Here is a 20,171-nt window from a genome sequence, read left to right as displayed (position 1 = left end):
GTGAGTCAGCCATCCGAGCCGATCCCGAACACCTTCGACGAGGAGAAGCCTCGAGACCCGTACTGGTTCAAGCGCGCGGTCTTCTACGAGGTGCTCATCCGGGGCTTCGCCGACTCCAACGGCGACGGCACCGGAGACATCCGCGGCCTGATCGAGAAACTGGACTACCTCCAGTGGCTCGGCGTCGACTGCCTGTGGCTGCTGCCGCTGTACGAGTCGCCGCTGCGCGACGGCGGATACGACATCGCGGACTTCATGAAGATCCTGCCGGAGTTCGGCGACCTCGGTGACTTCGTGAAGCTGGTGGACGAGGCCCACAAGCGCGGCATGCGGGTCATCGCCGACCTGGTGATGAACCACACCAGCGACCAGCACCCCTGGTTCCAGGCGTCCCGCCACGACCCCAACGGCCCGTTCGGCGACTTCTACGTCTGGAGCGACACCGACGAGCGCTACCAGGACGCCCGGATCATCTTCATCGACACCGAGGCGTCCAACTGGACCTACGACCCGGTGCGCGGCCAGTACTACTGGCACCGCTTCTTCTCCCACCAGCCCGACCTGAACTACGAGAACCCCGACGTCCAGGAGGCCATGCTGGAGGTGCTGCGGTTCTGGCTGGACCTCGGCATCGACGGGTTCCGGATGGACGCGATCCCCTACCTGTTCGAGCAGGAGGGCACCAACTGCGAGAACCTGCCGAGGACGCACGCCTACCTCAAGCGGATCCGCGCCGAGGTGGACCGCCTCTACCCCGACCGGGTGCTGCTGGCCGAGGCCAACCAGTGGCCGGCCGACGTGGTGGAGTACTTCGGCGACCCGGCCACCGGCGGCGACGAGTGCCACATGGCGTTCCACTTCCCGCTGATGCCGCGCATCTTCATGGCCGTGCGGCGGGAGTCGCGCTACCCCATCTCGGAGATCCTGGCCCAGACGCCGAAGATCCCCGAGCACTGCCAGTGGGGCATCTTCCTGCGCAACCACGACGAGCTGACGCTGGAGATGGTCGCCGACGACGAGCGCGACTACATGTACTCCGAGTACGCCAAGGACCCCCGGATGCGGGCCAACGTCGGCATCCGGCGGCGCCTGGCGCCGCTGCTGGAGAACGACCGCAACCAGATCGAGCTGTTCACCGCGCTGCTGCTGTCGCTGCCCGGCTCTCCCGTCCTGTACTACGGCGACGAGATCGGCATGGGCGACAACATCTGGCTCGGCGACCGCGACGGCGTCCGCACCCCGATGCAGTGGAGCCCCGACCGCAACGCCGGGTTCTCCAACTGCGACCCGGGCCGGCTGTACCTCCCGGTCATCATGGACCCGATCTACGGCTTCCAGGCGATCAACGTCGAGGCGCAGCAGAAGAGCGCCGGTTCGCTGCTGCACTGGACCAAACGCATGATCGACATCCGCAAGCGGCACCCGGTGTTCGGTCTCGGCGACTACACCGAGCTGAACTCCTCCAACCCCAGCGTCCTGGCCTACGTCCGGGAGCTGGGCGACGACCGGATGCTGTGCGTCAACAACCTCTCGCGGTTCCCGCAGCCGGTGGAGCTCGATCTGCGCCGGTTCGAGGGGTCGGTGCCCGTGGAGACGATGGGCGGAGTTCCATTCCCCCCGATCGGCGAACTTCCGTATCTTTTGACGCTTCCTGGGCATGGGTTCTACTGGTTCACCCTGCCGCCCGCACCCCAGGAGGCGTAAGGCCGTGTTGACGGAGCTCCTTGCCGGATGGATAGCGCATCAGCGATGGTTCGCCGGTAAGGGGCGGCCGATAGACGAGCTCGACGTCGAGTCCGACGTCGAGCTCGCCCCCCGCCTCCGTCACCTCGTCCTCCGCGTCCGCCAGGGCGACGACCTCGACCGCTACCAGCTCCTGCTCGGCACCGGCGGCGACACCTCCGGCCGGTTCAGCCACGCCCGGATCGGCGAGGAGTACTACGACGCCGCCCACGACGCCGACCTCACCTGCGTCCTGCTGGACGGGATGGCCGAGGACCGCGACACCGGCCCGCTGCGCATGCGCCACATGCCGGGCGCCGACATCGACACCTCGCTGCGCAGCCTGGTGCTGGGCGCCGAGCAGTCCAACACCTCCCTGGTGTACGGCGAGACCTACATCTGCAAGCTGTTCCGCCGGCTGATCCCCGGCGTCAACCCCGAGCTGGAGATCGTCCGCGCCCTGGCCGCCCGCGACGCCCGGCACATCGCGCGGCCGTACGGCTGGATCGAGACCGACCTGGACGGCGTGCCGACCACGCTGGCGATCACGCAGGAGTTCCTGTCGACCGCCAACGACGGCTGGGCCCTGGCGCTGGCCAGCGTCCGCGACCTCTACGCCAGCCTCACCCCCTCCGCCTCGGAGGCGGGCGGCGACTTCAGCTCCGAGTCCTACCGCCTCGGCGTGGCCACCGCCGAGGTCCACAGCGAGCTGGCCGCGACCTTCCCGACCTCGGTGATGGAGGCCCACGAGGTCAAGCAGCTCATCGAGGACCAGCGCCGCCGCCTGACCCAGATGGTCGAGGAGGTGCCCGAGCTGGGCCGCCACGCCCACGTGGTCCAGGAGGCCTACCAGCGGGTCGCCGACACCGCCTACGAGATCCCGGTCCAGCGGGTCCACGGCGACTACCACCTGGGTCAGGTGATGCGCACCACGACCGACTGGATCGTCCTCGACTTCGAAGGCGAGCCCGGCCAGCCCCTGGAGGAGCGCCGGGCCCTGTCCTCGCCGCTGCGGGACGTGGCGGGCATGCTGCGCTCGTTCGACTACGCCGCCCGCCACCTGCTGGCCGGGCACCCGCGGGCAGAGGAGCTCTACCCGCGGGCCGTGGAGTGGGCCGAGCTGAACCGCTCGTCGTTCCTCGCCGGATACTCCGCGGGCGGCGGGCGCCTCCAGGCCCAGGACGCGGTCCTGCTGCGGGCGCTGGAGATGATGAAGGCGGTCTACGAGGTCGGTTACGAGGCCCGCAACCGCCCCACCTGGCTGCCCATCCCCATGGCCGCCTTCCAGGCCGAACGGTAGCGAAACCGCCTCGGCCCGGTACGGCGGTCCGCTCCGGTCAGGCGTGGGCGCGGAGCGCCGCGGCGAACCACTCGAACGCCGGGACCCTGGGCGGGACCGGCGGACGGTCGTTGAGGACGCCCATCAGCTCCCAGTACCGCTCCACCCGCCGGTCGCTGAACAGCTCCACCGTCTCGGCCATCCGGACCCGCTCCGCCGCGGGCACGTCCGCGCCGACGATCCGCTCCAGGACGGCCAGGCCCTCGGCCGAGGCGGGGTCCACCCCCGCCTCCACGGCGGCGCCCGCGTGCTCCGTCACCAGCGCGAAGTCGTAGGACGGGGGCTGGTCGGCCGCCGCGCCCGCCGTGGCCATCTCGCGGACGCGGCGCTGGAACGACTCGTCACCGACGAGTTCGGCGAGCTCCACCCAGGCGTCCACCTGCTCGTCGGTCGGGTCGTCCGGCAGCTCCGCCGGCAACTGCCGCATCCCCTGCGCGATGCCCGCCCCCGGCGCGTCGGCGGGGATGCCGTCGAAGGCGCGGTCGACGAATTCGTCGATGACCCGCTGCCGTTCCCCGGCCGACAACCGTGCCATGTCATGCATGAGTCTCATCTCCTCGATCGTGCTTCCTCTGCGTGCGACCGACCGCAGCACCGCGCGCCGCAGGCGCAGGATCCGGATCTCCGCGTCCAGCGCCTCCGCGTGCGCCCTGGCGATGTCGGCGACGCCGCCCTGCCGGGCCAGCACCGACCGGACCGTCTCCAGGTCCAGCCCCAGCTCGCGGAGCGTCCGCACCAGGTCCAGCCGGGCCACCGCCTCGACGCCGTAGAGCCGGTATCCCCCGGCCGAGCGGCCGGTCGGCGGCACGACGCCGATGTCGGACCAGAATCGGATGGTGCGCACCGGCAAACCGGTACGGCGGGCGAGCTGTCCGATGGTGAACAGCTCCTCGTGGTCGTTCACGGGATCAGCCTGAACCTTCCACCGACTGGAGACTCAAAGGGTTTTCGTCCGGACATTCCACCACCGAAGACCCGACGGTGGCAGCGGCACGGCCGCGCACGGGCACCGGACCGCGCGCATCCGGGCGACGGCCTGGCGCGTTCATCGACGCGGCCCCCCGGTCCAGCCCTTGATCTCTCCGCCGTGATGGGTCAGCCTTCACCTGGTGTGTCCGCCGGACGTCTGAAAGGTTCCTCGATGAGCGACCAGCTGACCGACCGTTCCTCGGCCGAAGACTGGGAGGCGCAGGCGCGCAACTGGATCGCCTGGGCACGCGAGCCCGGTTTCGACTCCTACTGGCGCTACCGTTCCGCGTTCTTCGAACTGGTGCCCGCCCCGGGCCGCGCCACCCTCGACCTCGGCTGCGGCGAGGGCCGGGTGACCAGGGAGCTGGCCGAACGGGGACACCGGGTGACCGGGGTGGACGTGTCGCCGACGCTCGTGGCGGCGGCGCACCGGGCCGGCGGCGGCGGGCGCTACCTCGTGGCGGACGCCGCCGCGCTGCCGTTCGACGACGGCGAGTTCGACCTCGTCATCGCCTACAACTCGCTGATGGACGTCGACGACCTTCCCGGGTCGGTCCGCGAGGCGGGCCGGGTGCTGGCCCCCGGCGGGAGGCTGGTGCTGTCGATCACCCATCCGGTCACCAACCCCGGAGTCGTGCTCGACGGCGGGGCGGCGGCGGCGTTCGCGCCCGGCGTCTCCTACTTCGAACGTCACCGGTTCCGGAGCGTCGAGGAGCGCGGCGGCCTGCGGATGGAGTTCAGCGGGTGGGGCCACCCGCTGAGCGCCTACACCGGGGCCCTGGAGGAGGCGGGCCTGCTCGTCGAAGCCCTGCGCGAGCCGGTCACCGTCCGCGCCGACGGCTCCCGGGCGCGGGTCCCGTTCCATCTGTGGATCAGGGCGGTCCGTCCCGCCGACCCGGAGCGGCGCACTCCCTTCGTCCCCCGCCGGTCCCGCTCCTGGTAGGGGGTGACGGCTCTCCGGTGCCGCCGGCCGTGACGCGACCGGCGGGGCGGCGGGCCGCGGCGCGGGTCAGAGCGCCCCGGCGTCCCGGGCGGTGTGGACGCTCGGGTGGATCGGCCGGAAACCCAGCTCGCGCCGGATCTTCGCGGTGTCGACGATGCCCTCCCACGGGTCGTCCAGCGCGCGGCCGGCCATTCCCTCCGGCACCGGCTCGCCGTTGAGCCGGTGCAGCTCCAGCGCGGTGACGGGCGCGTCGTCGGCCACGTTGAACGTCTCGCCGTCCACACCGCGCGCCGAGAGCGCCAGCATCAGCGCCTGGGCGACGTCGGCGTGGTGGACCATGTGCAGGCGCCTGTGCGCGGCCCAGTCGCGCGCCCAGTGGAGTGACTCGGCGAGGTGCGGGTCGCCGTCGCCGTAGACGAAGGACAGACGGAGGACGCGCAGCGGCAGCCCCTCCGCCCGGTGCATCTCGCCGAGTATCTTCTCGGCCTCGGCCTTGCTGCGCGGGTAGGCCCCCGCGGGGGTGTGGATCTCGTCGGTCTCGGCGGCGGGCCGGCCGCGGCCCGCGCCGCGGGCGGGGCCCGCTCCGTGGATGAAGTCCGCGCCGTAGACGAGGTTGGTGCTGGTGTAGACGAACCGGCCGGCACCGGCCCGGAGCGCGGCGGCGGCCAGCTCGACCGTGGCGGTGTGGTTGACCGCGACGGCCTCCTCGTCGGAGACGCCGCGGAAGGCCGCGCCGAGGTGGACGACCGCCTCGGCGCCCTTGAGCGCGTCGTCCAGGGCGCCGGTGTCGCGCAAGTCGCCGACGACCACCTCGGCGCCGAGCCTGGCGAGCGGCTCGGCCCGTACGGCGTCGCGGACCAGCACGCGGACGGCTCCGGTCCGCTGGAGCAGCCGGGGGACGAACCTGCTGCCGACCCGGCCGGTCGCTCCGGTGACGAGAACGGTCATGGGGTGCTCCTCACTGTGGGTGTGGGCTGTGCTCCGCCGGTGTTCCGGCGCGCCGCCGGGATCGTCCCCGGTCGTCGGCGTCCCCGGTCGTTCCCGCCGCGCCAGGGCGCTTCGCGGGAGCACGGCTCGAAGCTCTGCTGCTCCGAACGATAACAGATACTTTGATATATCCAACATTATGATTGATCCAATATTTGGACAGATGCGACGGACGTACCATGGTCGCCATGGAACGACGGGACCCTGAGCAGGACGAACGGCTCAGGTCGGAGATCTGGGAAGCCCTGTACGACTTCTTCATGGCCGAGCACGAGCGCAACCTGGAGGCCGTCGCCGAACTGGGCGTCAGCCCGGGAGACCTCAAGGCCCTCATGCGACTGGCCCCGGGCCGCGGCGAGCCGATGCGCGCGCTCGCCGACATGTGGCGGTGCGACGCCTCGACCGTGACCTGGATCGTCGACCGGCTGCAGAAACAGGGCTACGTCGAACGCCGGCCCCACCCGACCGACCGGCGCGTCAAGGTCGTGGCACTGAGCGCCGAGGGCGAGGAACTGCGGGAACGGATGCTCCGGCGTCTCTACCGGCCGCCCGCCGTACTGTCGGAGCTCTCCCCCGGCGAGCTGGCGGCGCTGCACCGGGTGGCGGCCCGCCTGGCGCCGCCCGCGGACCAATAAAGCACATAAGCGAAAAATCACCGCGATCTCGACTGATATCCGAAAACAGCTTCCTCTTTCACGAACATTCGTCACACTCTGGTTGTCATCGCATACGGAGTGCTTCCCTTCCCCCGCCCGGCTTCCGCCGCGGCCGGGAGCGGCGGGCCGCCCGCACGGTGACCACCGAGTCGTTCTTCGCCGCGCAGGCGGCACGAAGGAGGAGACATGTCCCCCCAGACAGGCACCGCGCCGGGCCGTACCCGCCGAACACCCCTGGTGGCAGGCGTCCTGCTGGCCCTGCTGGCGGCCACCGTCCTGACCGGCCCGCGGACCGCGGCGGCCGCCGTCGCCGCCACGACCACCATCGGGGAACCGGGACACATCACGCTCACCGCCCCGAAGACGGTTGACGCCGGCGCCGAGGCCCTGCTGGACGTCAACTACGCCAACACCTCCGGCCGCCCGGTCGTCTCGGCCACGGTGACCGTCACCTTCGCCCCCGGGGCCGACGGCAGCCTCAGCGCGGACAGGTTCTCCTGGTGGTCGCCCGACCCCGAACACCACACCGACACGGTCGTCGGCGACGCCGCGAACCGCACGATCACCGTCACCCTGCGCGACCTCGCGCCCGGTGCCGCGAACCGCACCGTGGTCTACGTCCCGTTCAAGAGCACGGCATCCGGACAGGCGCCCCTGAGCGCCGCCCTCGTCGAGACCTTCCCGGAGGGGCCCGCCGCCACCGACCTCGGCGGCCTGACGATCGACGCCGTCTCCGCCACGAACCTCGCCGTCTCGCTGGACGCCTCCCCCAAGGGCCTGGGCGTCTCCCACGCCACCTTCACCGCGACCGTCACCAACCGGGGATCCGCCGCCACGACCTCGGCGCGGCTGCGCCTCACCTACCCCTCGGCGTTCACCGGGCCGAGCGCCCCGGGTTGCGCCGTGGACGGCGCGGCGCGCACCGTCACCTGCGACCTCGGCGTCATCCCCGCGGGCGGCTCGGTGACCAGGTCCCTGGGCCTCTACACCCGGCTCCTCGTCATCAGCGGCCGCCTCACCGTCACCGCCTCCCGCCTCGACAGCGCCCCCGCCGACCCCCAGCCGTCCGACGACACGGCGTCGGCCACCTGCACCGCCCTCACCGGCCTCCTCGTCCGCTGCTGACCCCGCCCGGCCCCTCACCCCTGCGGCGCGCCCACGGACATCCGGTGGGCGCGCCGCACCGGTCCCCGGCCACATGGGGAAACATGGCCGTCACATTACGTAACCGATCGTGAAGATCATGATTGGCTGGCCGCCATGATGTTGACCAAAGGTCTTGCCGCGATCGGAGTGGCGGTCGCGGTCGCCGGGGCACCGGCGTGGACGGGCGCGCAGGCCGCCGACGACGGGCAGGACACGATCGCGCGGGTCGAGGCGTACCTCGACAGCGTCCGCCACGAACCCGGCCGGCTCGGGGAGTTCGTCGCCGACCTGCCCAAGGGCGCCGACCTGCACACCCATCTGTCCGGCGCCGTGCCCACCGGGTATCTGCTCAGCTCAGCCATGCGCGACGGCCTGTGCTTCGACACCGCCTCCCTCACCGCGTCGGCGCCGCCGTGCGGCGACGGGCAGCGACCGGTGCGCGACGCGGCCACCGACCCGCGCCTCGCCGACGACATCGTGCGGGCCTGGTCCATGCGGGGCTTCACCCCCGGCAAGGAGTCGGGCCACGACCACTTCTTCTCGGCGTTCGGCAGGTTCGGGGCGGCGACCTCCCACAAGGGGGAGATGCTGGCGGTCCTCGCCTCCCGGGCCGCCGCCCAGCGGGAGTTCACGCTGGAGGTCATGCTGTCCCGCCAGTCGGGGGCCGTCCAGGAGCTCGTCAAGAAGGTCGGCGGCGACGCCTCCGACCTGGCGGGACTGCGCGACCGGCTGCTCGCCGACGGCGCGATGGCGGGCATCGTCAAGGCCGCCCGCGCCGACGCCGACACCGACATCGCCCAGATGCGCAAGGAACTGCGCTGCGACGGCGAAGACGCCGACCCCGGCTGCACGCTGCCACTGCGTTTCCTCCTCCAGGTCACCCGCACCGCCCCGCCCGAGGTGGTCTTCGCCCAGATGCTGCTGGGCTTCGAGCTGGCCAAGGCCGACGAGCGCTACGTCGGCGTCAACCTCGTCGCCCCCGAGGACGACCCGGTCGCACTGCGCGACTACCGGCTGCACATGCGCATGCTCGACCACCTGCGCGGCCTCTATCCGGAGGCGCACATCAGCCTGCACGCCGGCGAGCTGACCCCCGGCCTGGCGCCGGACGCGGATCTGAAGTTCCACATCCGCGAGGCCGTGAAGACCGGCCACGCCGAACGCGTCGGGCACGGCGCCGGCATCCGCGGCGAGGACGACCCGGCCGGGCTCATGGCCGACATGGCCCGCGGGCACGTCCTCGTCGAGATCGCCCTCACCAGCAACTGCCAGATCCTCCAGGTCTGCGGGGACGGCCATCCGTTCACGGAGTACCGCCGGGCGGGCGTGCCCGTCGCCCTCGTCACCGACGACGCCGGCATCGAGCACACCGACCTGGCCGGCGAGTACATCCGGGCGATCACCCAGTACGGCCTGCGCTACGCCGATCTGAAGACCCTGGCCCGCACCGCCCTCGACCACAGCTTCCTGCAGGGCGGCAGCCTCTGGCGGGCGCCGGACGACCACACCCCGGTGCCGGAGTGCGCGGGCTCCCCGCTCGGCGGCGACCCGGCCCCGTCCTGCCTGGCCGTACTGAAGAAGAGCCCCAAGGCCGCGGCCGAGTGGCGGCAGGAGGCCGCCTTCACCGCCTTCGAGGACCGCTACGACGGCTGACCCGCCATCGCCGGCGGACCGCCGTCGGCGACAGCGGGACCCCTCGCGACGAGTCCGACCCGACCGACGGCGACGACGTCCTCCGAGTCCCCACCCGGGCCGTCCGCCGGGCATCCACGCGATGCCCGGCGGACGGCCCTTTCCGCGTGCGGGCTGTTGGGAAGGCTCAGAGCGGGAGCCGCACGCGGCCGTAGCCGCTCCCGCCGGGATCGATGCGGGCGCGATGCATTTGCCGGCCGACGCCTACGAGAGCCTCCCCACGCAGGTCTGCGGCCGAACCGTGCCTGACCGACGACGCCCCCACCGCGTGAAGCTCCGGCCCACAGACGCCTTCAGGCCGGGGATCGGACACGAGTAACAAGAAAAGCGCCCCCTTGCTGCAAACTTAATGCCAGGGTTAAGCTACGAGCGGGGCTGGATGGCAGGTGGTGTTGATTACCGAGGTCGCCGACTGGTACGACCGGTTGTGCCAGGACGACTGGGATAGCGCTGAGCAGGTCGAAAACGCCATAGACATGCTGGCGCGGGTCGGGCCGACGCTGGGCCGGCCGCTGGTGGACCGCATCAAGGGAGCTGATAACCATCACCTGAAAGAGCTGCGGCCTGGTTCCACGGGCAGAAGCGAGATTCGCATTCTGTTCGCCTTTGATCCCACCCGCCGAGCGGTGCTGCTGGTCGCCGGCGACAAGACGGGCAACTGGGATCGTTGGTATGAGGAAAATGTGCCGCTGGCGGAGAAACGGTACGCCGAGCACATAGCGGAATTGGCGACCAGGGAGTACGAATGAGCACGGTCAACTGGAATGAGGTGAAGCGGCAGGCACGGGAGCGGCGTCAGGCCGCCGGGCTACCCGTGCAGTCGGAGGCCGAGAAATCCGCCGCGATGGACCGGCTTGCCGCGGAGGTCAGGGCGTACAAGCTCGCGGAGATCAGACGTGAGCAGGATCTGACGCAGCGCGATGTGGCGAACACGATGGGGGTCTCCGGCCCACGGGTCTCAGCCATCGAGCACGGCGAGGTGGACCGCGTGGAAGTGGCGACCCTGCGATCATACGTCGAGGCCCTCGGCGGGCGGCTCCGCGTGGTGGCGGACTTCGGCGACGCCGAGTACATCGTCGCGTAGCCGGAGCGGGAGGCTCCCAGCGCCGAATGCCGGGACTCGGCCGGAAGGGACGCTCGATCAGCGAGGGACGTCTCCCCTGAATGCGGCCGGCGCGTATCTCGGTGGATATCCCGGCGTCGGCGCGGCAGGATCCTCCTTGTCACCGGGGAACGAGCCTCGGGGACGGCCGTCCGGCCACCGCACCGGCACGACACGGCGTCCGGCCACCGCACCGCACGACCCCGGCGAGGACCGCGGAGCCTCACCCGGGCCCCCGAGGAGACCCCCATGGAAGCGATCCTGCGCGCCGCGAGCGAGGCGGCGGGCGTCGAGCTGTCCGAGCCCGTCGATCTGGGCGGCAACCCCCGCAGCACCGTGCTGCGCTGCCGTACCGCCGACGGAGACAGCGTGGTCGTCAAGGCGTACGCCGCCGAGCCCGACGCGCTGCGCGGCTTCGTCGCGGAGGCCGCCGCGCTCTCACTGGGCCTGGCCGGTCCCGAGCTGCTGGGCGTGGACCCCGCCGTCCCGCTGGTGGTGATGGCCGACCTCGGGACCGCGCCGACCCTGGCCGACGTGCTCCTCGGGGACGACCCGGAAGCCGCCGTGGACGGGCTGCTGGCCTGGGCGGGCGGGCTCGGCCGGCTGGCCGCCGCGTCGATGCCCCGGCGGGCCGACTTCGCGGAGCTGCGAGGCCGGTACGGCGGGGCCCTGGCGGACCAGGGCCGGCACGCCGGGCTTCCGGCGGACCAGCCCCGGCACGGCACGCTCCCGGTGGAGGACGAGTCGTGGATCCCGGAACTCGCCCCCCGGTTGTTCGGGCTGCTCGACGAGGTCGGCGTCGCCGCGCCGCCGGGGCTGGCGGAGGACCTGGCGCTGGTCGGAACGGTGGGCCGGGACGACTACCCGGCCTTCACCCCGGGCGACACCTGTCCCGACAACAACCTGCTCTCCCCGGGCGGCCTGCGGCTGATCGACTTCGAGTCGGCGGCCTACGAGTCGGTCTTCCTGACCGCCGCGTACTGCCGGATGCCCTTCTCCTCCTGCTGGTGCGTCTTCACCCTGCCGGACGACATGGCCGAGAGGATCGAGGATGTGTACCGGGCGGAGGTCGTCACGGTCTACCCGGCGCTGGCCGACGACGCGGTGTGGGACGCCGGGGTCCGCCGGGCCGTCGCCGCCTGGACGACGCACATGACGGTGTTCCTGCTGCCCCGGGTGGTGGAGGAGGACAGGTTCATGCACCGGACGCGGCGGCCGGTGTCGACGATGCGGCAGGTGCTCCGGCACCGCTGGGAAATGGCGAGCGCGCTGACGGAGCTCCCGGCGTTCGCCGAGACGATGCGCCTGCTGCTGCGCGAGGTGGCCGGCTCGTGGAAGGTGACCCCGCTGCCGGGCTACCCGGCGTTCGGCGGCTGAGCGAGCCCTTCCTCCGGGCCGACCTCGTCCGCGCCGACCTCGAAGTCCCAGCCGATGATGCCCCGGTTGAACCAGTGCTCGTCGGCGCTGTTGCCGGCCGCGGAGTACAGCACGTCCGGCACCGGACCGGTACGGCCCGGCCAGATCATCGACTCGGCGACGGCTCCGCACGCCGAACAGAGCTTCGACGAGGGAAACCAGCGGTCGATCCCAGCGAAGTGCCGCCCATATCGGGCGGCCTTGTACTCCAGCATCCCGATGAACCGTGACCAGCCCGCGTCGTGGACGCTCATGGCCAGTCTCGTGCGCGCCAGGCCCTTCACCGACAGGTTCTCCACGTACGCCGCTTGGTTGTCGCGAATGATCTGCGTGGAGAGCTTGTGGGCGAAGTCCCGGCGCGTGTCGGCCACCTTCGTGTGTGCCCGCGCGACCTTGGCGGCGGCCTTGTTCCGGTTCGCCGACCCCTTCGCCGTGCGGCTCCCCGGGTGGGGGGTCATCCCGGTATGAAGCGTGAAATTGGCAAGAATCTTCATCAGAAGGCGGATTTTCGTCAAGAACAAAAATCTGCCCACTCGGCGGTCGCGCCGCCGCGCGTGAGCCTTCGCATGAGAGCGGAGGTCACTGTCCACGGCCACGGATGACGATGCGGCCAGGCGGGCGGCGGTGCGGCGCCGTACATACAAGGACGGGTGAGGCGGACCGGGCGGCGGCGCGGCGCCGTACGGGACGGGTGAGATCAGTCGCCGGTGGCGCCGTTGACCGCGTAGTTGGGCGCGACGTCGCCGGGCGTCGTCACCTTCTCCTCCGGAGGGGACACGATGCGGGCCTGGGTGCCCCAGTCGGTCAGGCGGGTGTCGCTGACGTGGACGACGTCACCGGTGACGCCCTTGTACCGGGGCTCGGTCCAGGAACTCCACGCGCGGCGCACGAGCTGGTCCTGCCCGAGCCAGAGCCGCCACGAGAGCTTGGCCTTCAGGCGCGCGGCGTCGAGCGGCGCGCCTGACGCGAGGCGCAGGCCGGGGACCGCCTTGCGCAGCCCGGCAAAGGTGATCTTCCCCTGGTAGAGAGTGGTGCGGATGCCGTCGTGGGTTCCGCCGGAGCGCTTGGACGCGGTGGTGGCGAGCAGGGCCTTGATCACGGCCGGGTCGTCGAGCGCGAGGCTGCCGGACGTGAGGTCGGGACGGGCCGCGTCCTCGGAGACGACCCAGTCCTTGCCCGCGGGCAGGGTCGGGAAGAGCGCCCCGGTGCCGTAGGCGCGGTCGGCGAAGGAGATCCACCGCGTGGTGCCGTCCGTCGAGTCGGTGGCGACGATCCTCCCGCCGCCGAACTGGGCGACGCCCTCGGTCCGCGAGACGGTCCGGTGGCCGCGCTGCGACCCGGAGACGACCGTGTCGGTGATGGTCTCGGCGAACTCCACGCCGCGGCTGCCGCCGAGCTGACGCTTGAGCGCGTCGGCCGCATCGGAGGCGATGGAAACGGTGGCGGTGGAAGCGGCGGCTGCGGAAGCGGCGGCTGCGGAAGCGGTGGCTGCGGATCCGGTGGCGGCCTGGGCGTTCGCGACGCCACCGAGCCCGATGGCAACCGGGGCCGTCAGCGCGGCGGCCAGCACGGCGAGCCGCCGTCCCCTCGAAGTGGCCTTCATCGAAAGCGCCCTTTCCTGTCGTCACATGCCGTCGTCCGGCGGAAACCGGCGTTTGATCTTCGCAATTGAAGATCACAATGCGGTCACGACAGGTTTAACCTTTCCATCACGTGACATCCCGGCGAAGCCCCGTCGCACCCCTCGGCTTCGAACGGACCCGGGCCATCACTCCGGAACGCTTGAGTCGCTCCCGGCCGACCGCATGACCGCGTGGCTGAAGGGGGCTCGGATACAGAAGCACGGTCATGAAACCGCGCCTGTACGAGCCTGCGACACGGAGAAGGCGCGGAGTCCTCGGGCCTCTCCGGGATGGTCCCGCCGTCCGAGCCCCGGGGGTCACCCGGTTCAGGTCCGGCGGGCGATGGTGACGATCACTTGGCTGGCGTCGGTGACGGGACCGCGGAACCAGTCGCCGTACTGCCCCTCGACGGCGAAGCCCGCCTCGGCCAGGAAGGCGTTCAGCGCGGGCACGTCCAGGAAGCGCAGGCTCGTCCGGTCGACGCGCAGGACGGCGCCGTCCGGCTCGGCGGTCGTCTCGGTGAACGTCACGACGTCACCGATGACCAACTCGACCTCGTGCCACACGCGCAGGACGCGGCCGGAGGCGTCCACGACATCGGCGGCGTTGCCGTCATCGGGGTTGCCGGGGGTCCAGGTCTCCCACGCCCGCGCCTGCGGGTGGCGCGTCTCGAACGCGAACCGGCCGCCGTCACGCAGCGCCGTACGGATCGCGACCAGCGACGCGCGCAGCTCGTCGTCGCCCACGAGGCACTGGAACGCGTTGCTCACCATCGTCGCGAGGTCGAACTCCCGGTCCCAGGAGACGTCGGCGGCGGTGCCCTCGTGCCACTCGATGTCGGTCCGGCGACGGGCCCGCTCCAGCGCGGCCCGGTCCGGGTCGATCCCGGCGAGCCGCCCGGAATGGCCGCACTCCCGGGCGTGGTGCAGCATCGAGCCCGTGCCGCAGCCGACGTCCAGTACGGCGTCGGCGGCCATCACGAGGTCGTGGTGGAAGGCGTCGGAGGGATACCGGGCGACGTCCCAGGGATACATCAGGTCGTACAGGGCGGCGGCGTCAGCGTCGGAGAACATCCGGGAAGTATTCACCGGCCACGGCCCGCCGCCAACCGGTTATCCGCCCGCAGGGCCCGCCACCGATCCTCCGCGACCCGCTCCCCCGTGGCCCGTTCCTCCGGTGTTCGCCAGGACGGGAGACGTAACGCGTCCGGTCATGGTCGCCGGGCGGAAAGCGGCGGACCATGCGGAAGAGAGCGGTGGATGAAAGAGGCCGGGGGCGAAGGAGGCCGGGGGCGAAGGAGAGCGGGGGCGTAAGAGAGCGGGGGCGAAAGCCGCCGAACGTGCGAAACAAGCAATACCGATCAACAGGACAATGCGCCGTCCGGCCCGACCGAAAGCGCCGAATCGATTACCCTCCGCAGTTACAGGTCAACAATCTGCAAAGAAGGCACTCATGGGACGACGACGGACCACCGTGGCGATCGCCGCCGCGGGGGTGGTGTCCGCCGCGGTGGCGGCGGTGCTGTTCCTGCCCGGCGAGCAGGGGTCGCAGGCCGCGCGGACGGCGGTGCGGCCACCCGCCCCCGGAGACCCGCTGACCAGCCAGGAGGTCGCGCTGGCGAGCGCGGTGGCGTCGGCCGGCTCGCGGGCGCACATGGCCGCCGGCCGGGTCGATCTGCTCTACGTCGAACGCGACGACGACAAGGACGCCGAGGAGCGACGACAGGCCGACGCCTACCTGTACGACTACGGCTCCGACCGGCTCATCGTGCGGAAGGTGGACCTCGGCCTGCGGAAGGTCGTGGAGGAGACGGTGAAGGAGGGTGTGCAGCCGCCTCCCTCCAAGGTCGAGGAGTCACGGGCCGTCGGTCTGCTGCTGGCCGACCCCCGGTACGGCCCGGCCGTACGGCAGTCCTTCACCCGGGCGGGCGGCCGTGAGCTGCGGTCGCCGTCCGACCTGGGGGTGCGGGGGCTGATCTTCACCCCGGCTCAGGAGGAGGCCGGCGGGGCCGCGCAGTGCGGGACGCATCGGTGCGTGCGGCTGTTCGTCCGGCTTCCCGACGGCACCTGGCTGGACACCAGCCGGATCGTCGTCGACCTGTCCGCCAAGAAGATCTACACCCTGGAATGGTGACCGTGCCCCTCCCCCCGGCCCTCCCCCGTGTCCTCACCCGCTCGGCACCCCGGCTTCTCGCCCGCGCGGCGGCCCGGTTTCCCACCCGCGCGGCGGCCCGGTCACCACTCCGGTGGAAGCCGCGGGTTCCGTCCCGGCGGACGTTCCGGTTCGGCGTGCTCGGGGCGCTCCTGCTCCCCCTCGCGCTGCTTCCCGGCACCGGATGGCGGACCGGCGCGCAGGCGGCGGCCGCCCCGCAGGCGCCGGCCGCGCCGTGCGGCACGCCGTACCGGATCGACCAGGCCATGCCGAACGGCGCGCGCTGGCAGATGTGCTGGGAGATGCGCAACGTCGAGGGGCTGACGCTGACCAAGGTCGTCTACACCCCCCGGGGCAACCGGGCGGTCAGCGTGCTGCGCACCGCCGCGCTGGCCCAGATCCACGTGCCCTACGACAGCGGCACCCCGCGCTACCACGACATCGGCGCCCTCGGCGCCACCGCCATCCCGTTGCAGGCCGTCGACTGCCCCGGCGGCGCGCGGCGCGGGCAGTTCGTCTGCGTGACGACCCGGCCGCGTGGCCACGCCTACCTGAAGGGCGGCGACGGCGAGCCGGCCAGGACGGCCCAGGGGCGCGAGCTGGTGGTGTTCGCCGCCTTCCAGGTCGGCTGGTACACCTACCTCGTCGAGTGGGGCTTCTCCGACGACGGCGCGATCACCCCGCGGGTGGGCGCGACCGGCGCGCTGTCGGGGTTCACCACCACCCCCGAGCACGGCTGGCCCATCGGGGTGGGCCGCGCGACGTTCGAGGAGAGCCACAGCCACAACATCTTCTGGCGCCTCGACTTCGACATCCAGGGCAAGCAGGACGACGTCGTCGAGCAGTACGACTTCTCGGGGTCCGGAACGGCCAAGCGGAAGATCTCCCACACCACGTTCACCCGGGAGGGCAAGGCCGTCAACAGCCCGATGCGCTGGTGGCGCGTGGTCGATCCCCGGGTCCGCAACGCCGACGGCCATCCCGTCTCCTGGGAGATCAACAACTCCGAGAGCTCCCAGTACCGCGGCCCGGCGAACGAGAAGTTCACCCAGGCCGACCTCTACGTGACCCAGTACCGCGCCTGCGAGCGGCTGGCGACCACCAACCCCTCGCCCGGCTGCGCCACGTCCGTGGACCGCTACGTCAACGGGGAGCGGATCACCGACCCGGTGGTCTGGGTCAACGTCGACTTCCACCACGTCGCCCGTGACGAGGACGGCGACACCATGCCGACCCACTGGCAGGGGTTCCGCATCACACCCCGCGACGTGACGGCCAAGAACCCCTACTGAGCCGGATCTCCGCCGTCCCGTGGACTTTCCGGTGAACCGGGCGGCTCCCACCGAGACGGCGGGAGCCGCCTCGGTGCGTCAGCCGGCGGTGCGGCCGTGGCGGTCCCGGGCCTTGAGCCGGACGGTGGGCATCACGGGCGCCGGGAGCGGGTCCTCGTCGCAGCCGCCCACCGTGCCGAAGCGGCGGTCGCCCCGCATCCACTCGTCGCGGGCCCGGACGATCTCCTCGTGGGTGCGTCCCACGAAGTTCCACCACATCACCAGCGGCTCCTCGAACGGCTCGCCGCCGAGCAGGAACAGCCTGGTCTCCCCGGCGGCCTCGGCGGCCTCGATGGAGACCTCGGAGCGGCCCTGCCCGAGATACAGCAGCGAGCCGGGCGTAAGGGCCGTGCCGGCGACGGTCACGGCGCCGGACATGACCAGGACGGCGTTCTCGAACGCCGGGTCCAGCGGGAGCCGGTGCCGTCCGCCGGTGGGCAGCAGCACCTCCGCGCCGACCAGCGGGCTGTGCACCCGCGCGGGTGACCGTACACCGCCCAGTTCGCCCGCCACGACGGTGACGGTCGCGTCTCCGTCGCGCAGCGTCGGCAGGGCGGGGTGGTGCTCGAAGCGGGCCTCGCCGTGGCGGGCGTCCTCCGGCAGCGCGATCCACAGCTGGAGCCCGTGCATGACCGGCGGGTGGTCCGGCGGCGACTGCTCGGAGTGGGCGATGCCGTGACCCGCCGTCATCAGGTTGAGCTGTCCCGGCGTGATCGGCTGGGCGCTGCCGAGGCTGTCGCGGTGCATGATCTCGCCCTCGACCAGCCAGGTGACGGTCTGCAGGCCGGTGTGCGGGTGCGGCGCGATCTGCATGCCGGGCCGGCCGGCGACGTCGTCCGGGCCGAAGTGGTCGACGAAGCACCAGGCGCCCACCATGCGGCGCGGACGCTGCGGCAGCAGCCGCCGCACCGTGGTGTAGCGGCCCAGCGGCACGTCGTGCCCGGGGAGGAGGACGCTCTCCGGCTCGGGCACTTCGGCGACCGCGCAGCCGTACACCGCCTGTTCCGTGTCTCGACCGGGATCGCTCATCTCAGGCTCCAGTCCTTCCAGCTGTGGGAACCGGTGCCGGGGCGGGGATCCGCGCGTCGGCGCGGGGTCCTCCGTCCCGGCACCGGGAGGAGGTCACGGGCCGAACCTTACGGCGCGGCCGGCCGGTCCGGCTCATCGGCGGGGAGGCCGAAGCGGGCCCGCTGGTTCCCGGGCACGAGGTCCAGGTAGTCCGGGTGGCGCTCGATGTAGCGGCGGACGAAGGGGCAGAACGGCAGCACCGACAGCCCGGCGGCGCGGGTGGCGTCGAGGGCGCCGCGCACCAGGATCGAACCCAGGCCGCGCCCTTCGAAGCGCGGGTCCACCTCCGTGTGGGTGAAGGACCGCCTGTCCCCGGCCCGCCGGTATTCGGCGAACCCGGCGACCTCCCCGTCCACGACGACCTCGAAGCGGCTCGCCTCGGGGTCGTCGACGACGCGTGGCTCTGTCTGCTCCATGTTCACGACGTTCACGGCTCCCCTGCTCGGTGTTCGCTCATCATCTCGTTCGGCCGTTCAGGCCACTCAGGCGGCTCAGGCGGCTCAGGCGGCGAGGGCCGCGTGCATCTCCCACACCAGGATCTCGGCGGGCTCCACGGCCGTGACCCGCTGCCCGCCGGTCGCGGTGAAGCGGACGGCGTCGCCCTCGCCGAGGGTGCCGGCGCCCTCAAGGGTGACCGTGCCCCTGGGCACGAACAGGTGCAGGAACGGCGCCTCGGGGAGCTCGACGCTCCGGCCGGGCTCCAGGCGGGCGGCGTGCAGGGCGGCGTAGCGGTTCTTGATGCGGATGGCCGAGGCGCCGTCGTGCTGGGGCATGCCCGAGGCGACCGGAACCAGGCCGCCGGCCAGCAGCTCGCTCTCGATCTCCAGCTGCTCGTAGCCGGGGACGATTCCCGGCTCGTCGGGCACCACCCACATCTGCACGAAGTGGACCGGCTCGTCGTGGACGTCGCCGGAGAGCCGCCAGGAGTCGTTCTTCTCCGAGTGCAGGATGCCGGTGCCCGCGCTCATCCGCTGGGCCAGCCCCGGGTAGATGACGCCGTTGTGCCCCTCGGAGTCCTGGTGGACGAGGGAGCCGCGCAGCACCCAGGTGACGATCTCCATGTCGCGGTGCGGGTGAGTGTCGAACCCGGTGCCCGGGCGCACGATGTCGTCGTTGTTGACCAGCAGCACCCCGTGGTGGGTGTTGGCGTCGTCGTAGTGGCCGCCGAAGGAGAACGAGTGCTTGGAGTCCAGCCAGCTGATCTTGGTGGCGAACCGCTCGTCGGCGCGGCGGATGTCCACGGCCGGGGTGGGCAGGGTGGTGGTCATGGTTTCCCCTTTCCGGGACGGAGTGTGCTGCTGATCTCGGACGATTCGGTGGGGTACGGCGGGCGCCGCGCGGTTCTCCGGGGCACCCGTACGCCGGGCGGCACGGAGCGCACCGGTCCTCGACGGCCCGCCGGGGTGCGGCGGGCGGTGGGGGGGTGCTCCGGGGCGCCGGGTCGTCAGGCGTTCTTGATCGCGGAGACCTCGAACTCCAGGACGATCTTCTCGCCGACCAGCACGCCGCCGGTCTCCAGGGCGGCGTTCCAGGTGACGCCGTAGTCCTTGCGGTTGATCGTCACGGAGCCCTCGAAGCCGACGCGCAGGTTGCCGAACGGGTCGGCCGCCGTGCCCTCGTAGGTGAAGGGGATCGTCACCTGGTTGGTGACGCCCTTGATGGTGAGGTCGCCGGTCAGGTCGAACTCGGTCTCGCCGGTCTGGCGGACGGCGGTGGAGACGAAGGTGATCTCCGGGTGGTCGTCCATGGCCAGGAAGTCGTTGCCGCGCAGGTGCTCGTCGCGCTGGGCGTTGCGGGTGTCGATGCTGGCGGCCTTGATGACGACCCTGGCGGACGAGGCGGCCGGGTCGTCGCCGTTGATGACGGCGGTGCCCTCGAACTCGTTGAACGCGCCGCGGACCTTCGTCACCATCGCGTGCCGGGCGACGAACCCGATGCGGGTGTGGGCCGGGTCGATGGTGTAGGTGCCGGTGAGCTTGGCGAACTCGGTGGCGGTGACGGTCATGACGCTCTCCTTCGCGATCTGC

Annotated in this window: 20 protein-coding genes; 11 read left to right on the top strand and 9 right to left on the bottom strand. The window is 71.7% G+C overall.

The window, feature by feature from the left end:
- Both treS and IEZ10_RS17585 read left to right on the top strand, forming a co-directional pair.
- Entirely contained in the window at nucleotides 1-1,704 is a 1,704-nt protein-coding gene (treS, locus tag IEZ10_RS17590; protein ID WP_189247592.1) for a maltose alpha-D-glucosyltransferase, read from the top strand.
- 4 nt (nucleotides 1,705-1,708) lie between these two features.
- Nucleotides 1,709-3,022, top strand: a complete 1,314-nt coding sequence (locus IEZ10_RS17585) for a maltokinase N-terminal cap-like domain-containing protein (protein WP_189247591.1) — start codon at nucleotides 1,709-1,711, stop codon at nucleotides 3,020-3,022.
- A 37-nt stretch (nucleotides 3,023-3,059) separates the two neighbouring features.
- On the opposite strand, the gene IEZ10_RS17580 is transcribed toward IEZ10_RS17585, so the two are convergent.
- Nucleotides 3,060-3,965 carry a helix-turn-helix domain-containing protein gene (locus tag IEZ10_RS17580; RefSeq protein WP_189247590.1) on the bottom strand — a complete coding sequence of 302 codons (906 nt, stop codon included), beginning with the start codon at nucleotides 3,963-3,965 and terminating at the stop codon, nucleotides 3,060-3,062.
- A gap of 237 nt (nucleotides 3,966-4,202) precedes the next feature.
- On the opposite strand from IEZ10_RS17580, the gene IEZ10_RS17575 reads away from it, so the two are divergent.
- Nucleotides 4,203-4,973: a class I SAM-dependent methyltransferase gene (locus IEZ10_RS17575; RefSeq protein ID WP_189247589.1), complete on the top strand. Its 771-nt coding sequence runs from the start codon at nucleotides 4,203-4,205 to the stop codon at nucleotides 4,971-4,973.
- A 66-nt stretch (nucleotides 4,974-5,039) separates the two neighbouring features.
- Here the strand turns inward: IEZ10_RS17575 and IEZ10_RS17570 are convergent, their stop codons facing one another.
- Entirely contained in the window at nucleotides 5,040-5,921 is an 882-nt protein-coding gene (locus IEZ10_RS17570; RefSeq protein ID WP_189247588.1) for an NAD-dependent epimerase/dehydratase family protein, read from the bottom strand.
- Between the two features lie 227 nt (nucleotides 5,922-6,148).
- Between IEZ10_RS17570 and IEZ10_RS17565 the strand changes: the two genes are divergently transcribed.
- The 6 genes from IEZ10_RS17565 to IEZ10_RS17540 all read left to right on the top strand — a co-directional run bounded on the left by IEZ10_RS17565 (nucleotide 6,149) and on the right by IEZ10_RS17540 (nucleotide 11,933).
- Nucleotides 6,149-6,595, top strand: coding sequence for a MarR family winged helix-turn-helix transcriptional regulator (locus IEZ10_RS17565; RefSeq protein ID WP_189247587.1), 447 nt, complete (start codon nucleotides 6,149-6,151; stop codon nucleotides 6,593-6,595).
- 207 nt (nucleotides 6,596-6,802) lie between these two features.
- Nucleotides 6,803-7,741, top strand: coding sequence for a DUF11 domain-containing protein (locus IEZ10_RS39965; protein ID WP_189247586.1), 939 nt, complete (start codon nucleotides 6,803-6,805; stop codon nucleotides 7,739-7,741).
- Between the two features lie 135 nt (nucleotides 7,742-7,876).
- Nucleotides 7,877-9,415, top strand: a complete 1,539-nt coding sequence (locus IEZ10_RS17555) for an amidohydrolase family protein (RefSeq protein ID WP_189247585.1) — start codon at nucleotides 7,877-7,879, stop codon at nucleotides 9,413-9,415.
- A gap of 425 nt (nucleotides 9,416-9,840) precedes the next feature.
- Complete coding sequence (locus tag IEZ10_RS17550) at nucleotides 9,841-10,203, top strand: type II toxin-antitoxin system RelE/ParE family toxin (RefSeq protein ID WP_189247584.1); 363 nt, start codon at nucleotides 9,841-9,843, stop codon at nucleotides 10,201-10,203.
- Entirely contained in the window at nucleotides 10,200-10,538 is a 339-nt protein-coding gene (locus IEZ10_RS17545; RefSeq protein WP_189247583.1) for an XRE family transcriptional regulator, read from the top strand. Before IEZ10_RS17550 ends, IEZ10_RS17545 begins: the two co-directional genes overlap by 4 nt.
- A gap of 267 nt (nucleotides 10,539-10,805) precedes the next feature.
- The gene (locus IEZ10_RS17540; RefSeq protein ID WP_189247582.1) at nucleotides 10,806-11,933 is read left to right on the top strand and encodes a hypothetical protein; all 1,128 of its coding nucleotides are present in this window, start codon (nucleotides 10,806-10,808) and stop codon (nucleotides 11,931-11,933) included.
- Here IEZ10_RS17540 and IEZ10_RS40610 read toward each other — a convergent pair.
- From IEZ10_RS40610 to IEZ10_RS17525, 3 genes are all read right to left on the bottom strand, one after another.
- Nucleotides 11,912-12,430 carry an RNA-guided endonuclease InsQ/TnpB family protein gene (locus tag IEZ10_RS40610; RefSeq protein WP_506004881.1) on the bottom strand — a complete coding sequence of 173 codons (519 nt, stop codon included), beginning with the start codon at nucleotides 12,428-12,430 and terminating at the stop codon, nucleotides 11,912-11,914. The two genes, IEZ10_RS17540 and IEZ10_RS40610, sit on opposite strands and share 22 nt — an antisense overlap.
- A gap of 239 nt (nucleotides 12,431-12,669) precedes the next feature.
- On the bottom strand, nucleotides 12,670-13,575 hold the full coding sequence (locus IEZ10_RS17530; protein ID WP_189247581.1) for a hypothetical protein: 906 nt from the start codon (nucleotides 13,573-13,575) through the stop codon (nucleotides 12,670-12,672).
- A gap of 345 nt (nucleotides 13,576-13,920) precedes the next feature.
- Nucleotides 13,921-14,667, bottom strand: coding sequence for a class I SAM-dependent methyltransferase (locus tag IEZ10_RS17525; protein WP_189247580.1), 747 nt, complete (start codon nucleotides 14,665-14,667; stop codon nucleotides 13,921-13,923).
- A 379-nt stretch (nucleotides 14,668-15,046) separates the two neighbouring features.
- Here IEZ10_RS17525 and IEZ10_RS17520 point away from each other — a divergent pair, with 379 nt between their 5' ends.
- Nucleotides 15,047-15,727, top strand: coding sequence for a hypothetical protein (locus IEZ10_RS17520; RefSeq protein WP_189247579.1), 681 nt, complete (start codon nucleotides 15,047-15,049; stop codon nucleotides 15,725-15,727).
- A gap of 155 nt (nucleotides 15,728-15,882) precedes the next feature.
- Nucleotides 15,883-17,037 carry a copper amine oxidase gene (locus tag IEZ10_RS17515; RefSeq protein ID WP_229811370.1) on the top strand — a complete coding sequence of 385 codons (1,155 nt, stop codon included), beginning with the start codon at nucleotides 15,883-15,885 and terminating at the stop codon, nucleotides 17,035-17,037.
- Between the two features lie 78 nt (nucleotides 17,038-17,115).
- Here IEZ10_RS17515 and IEZ10_RS17510 read toward each other — a convergent pair whose 3' ends face one another.
- The 4 genes from IEZ10_RS17510 to IEZ10_RS17495 all read right to left on the bottom strand — a co-directional run bounded on the left by IEZ10_RS17510 (nucleotide 17,116) and on the right by IEZ10_RS17495 (nucleotide 20,149).
- Entirely contained in the window at nucleotides 17,116-18,105 is a 990-nt protein-coding gene (locus IEZ10_RS17510; protein WP_189247577.1) for a pirin family protein, read from the bottom strand.
- Nucleotides 18,106-18,212: 107 nt separating this feature from the next.
- Nucleotides 18,213-18,560 (bottom strand): GNAT family N-acetyltransferase, encoded by a 348-nt coding sequence (locus IEZ10_RS17505; protein WP_189247576.1) that lies wholly within the window; start codon nucleotides 18,558-18,560, stop codon nucleotides 18,213-18,215.
- 84 nt (nucleotides 18,561-18,644) lie between these two features.
- On the bottom strand, nucleotides 18,645-19,412 hold the full coding sequence (locus IEZ10_RS17500) for a pirin family protein (protein WP_189247575.1): 768 nt from the start codon (nucleotides 19,410-19,412) through the stop codon (nucleotides 18,645-18,647).
- A gap of 176 nt (nucleotides 19,413-19,588) precedes the next feature.
- Nucleotides 19,589-20,149: a YceI family protein gene (locus IEZ10_RS17495; RefSeq protein WP_179825056.1), complete on the bottom strand. Its 561-nt coding sequence runs from the start codon at nucleotides 20,147-20,149 to the stop codon at nucleotides 19,589-19,591.
- Between the last annotated feature and the right edge of the window lie 22 nt (nucleotides 20,150-20,171).

The organism is Streptosporangium pseudovulgare, from assembly GCF_014648055.1.
GTDB classification, from domain to species: domain Bacteria; phylum Actinomycetota; class Actinomycetes; order Streptosporangiales; family Streptosporangiaceae; genus Streptosporangium; species Streptosporangium pseudovulgare.
Note: the sequence above shows the minus strand (reverse complement) of the source record. Positions and strands in the feature narration are given on the sequence as shown.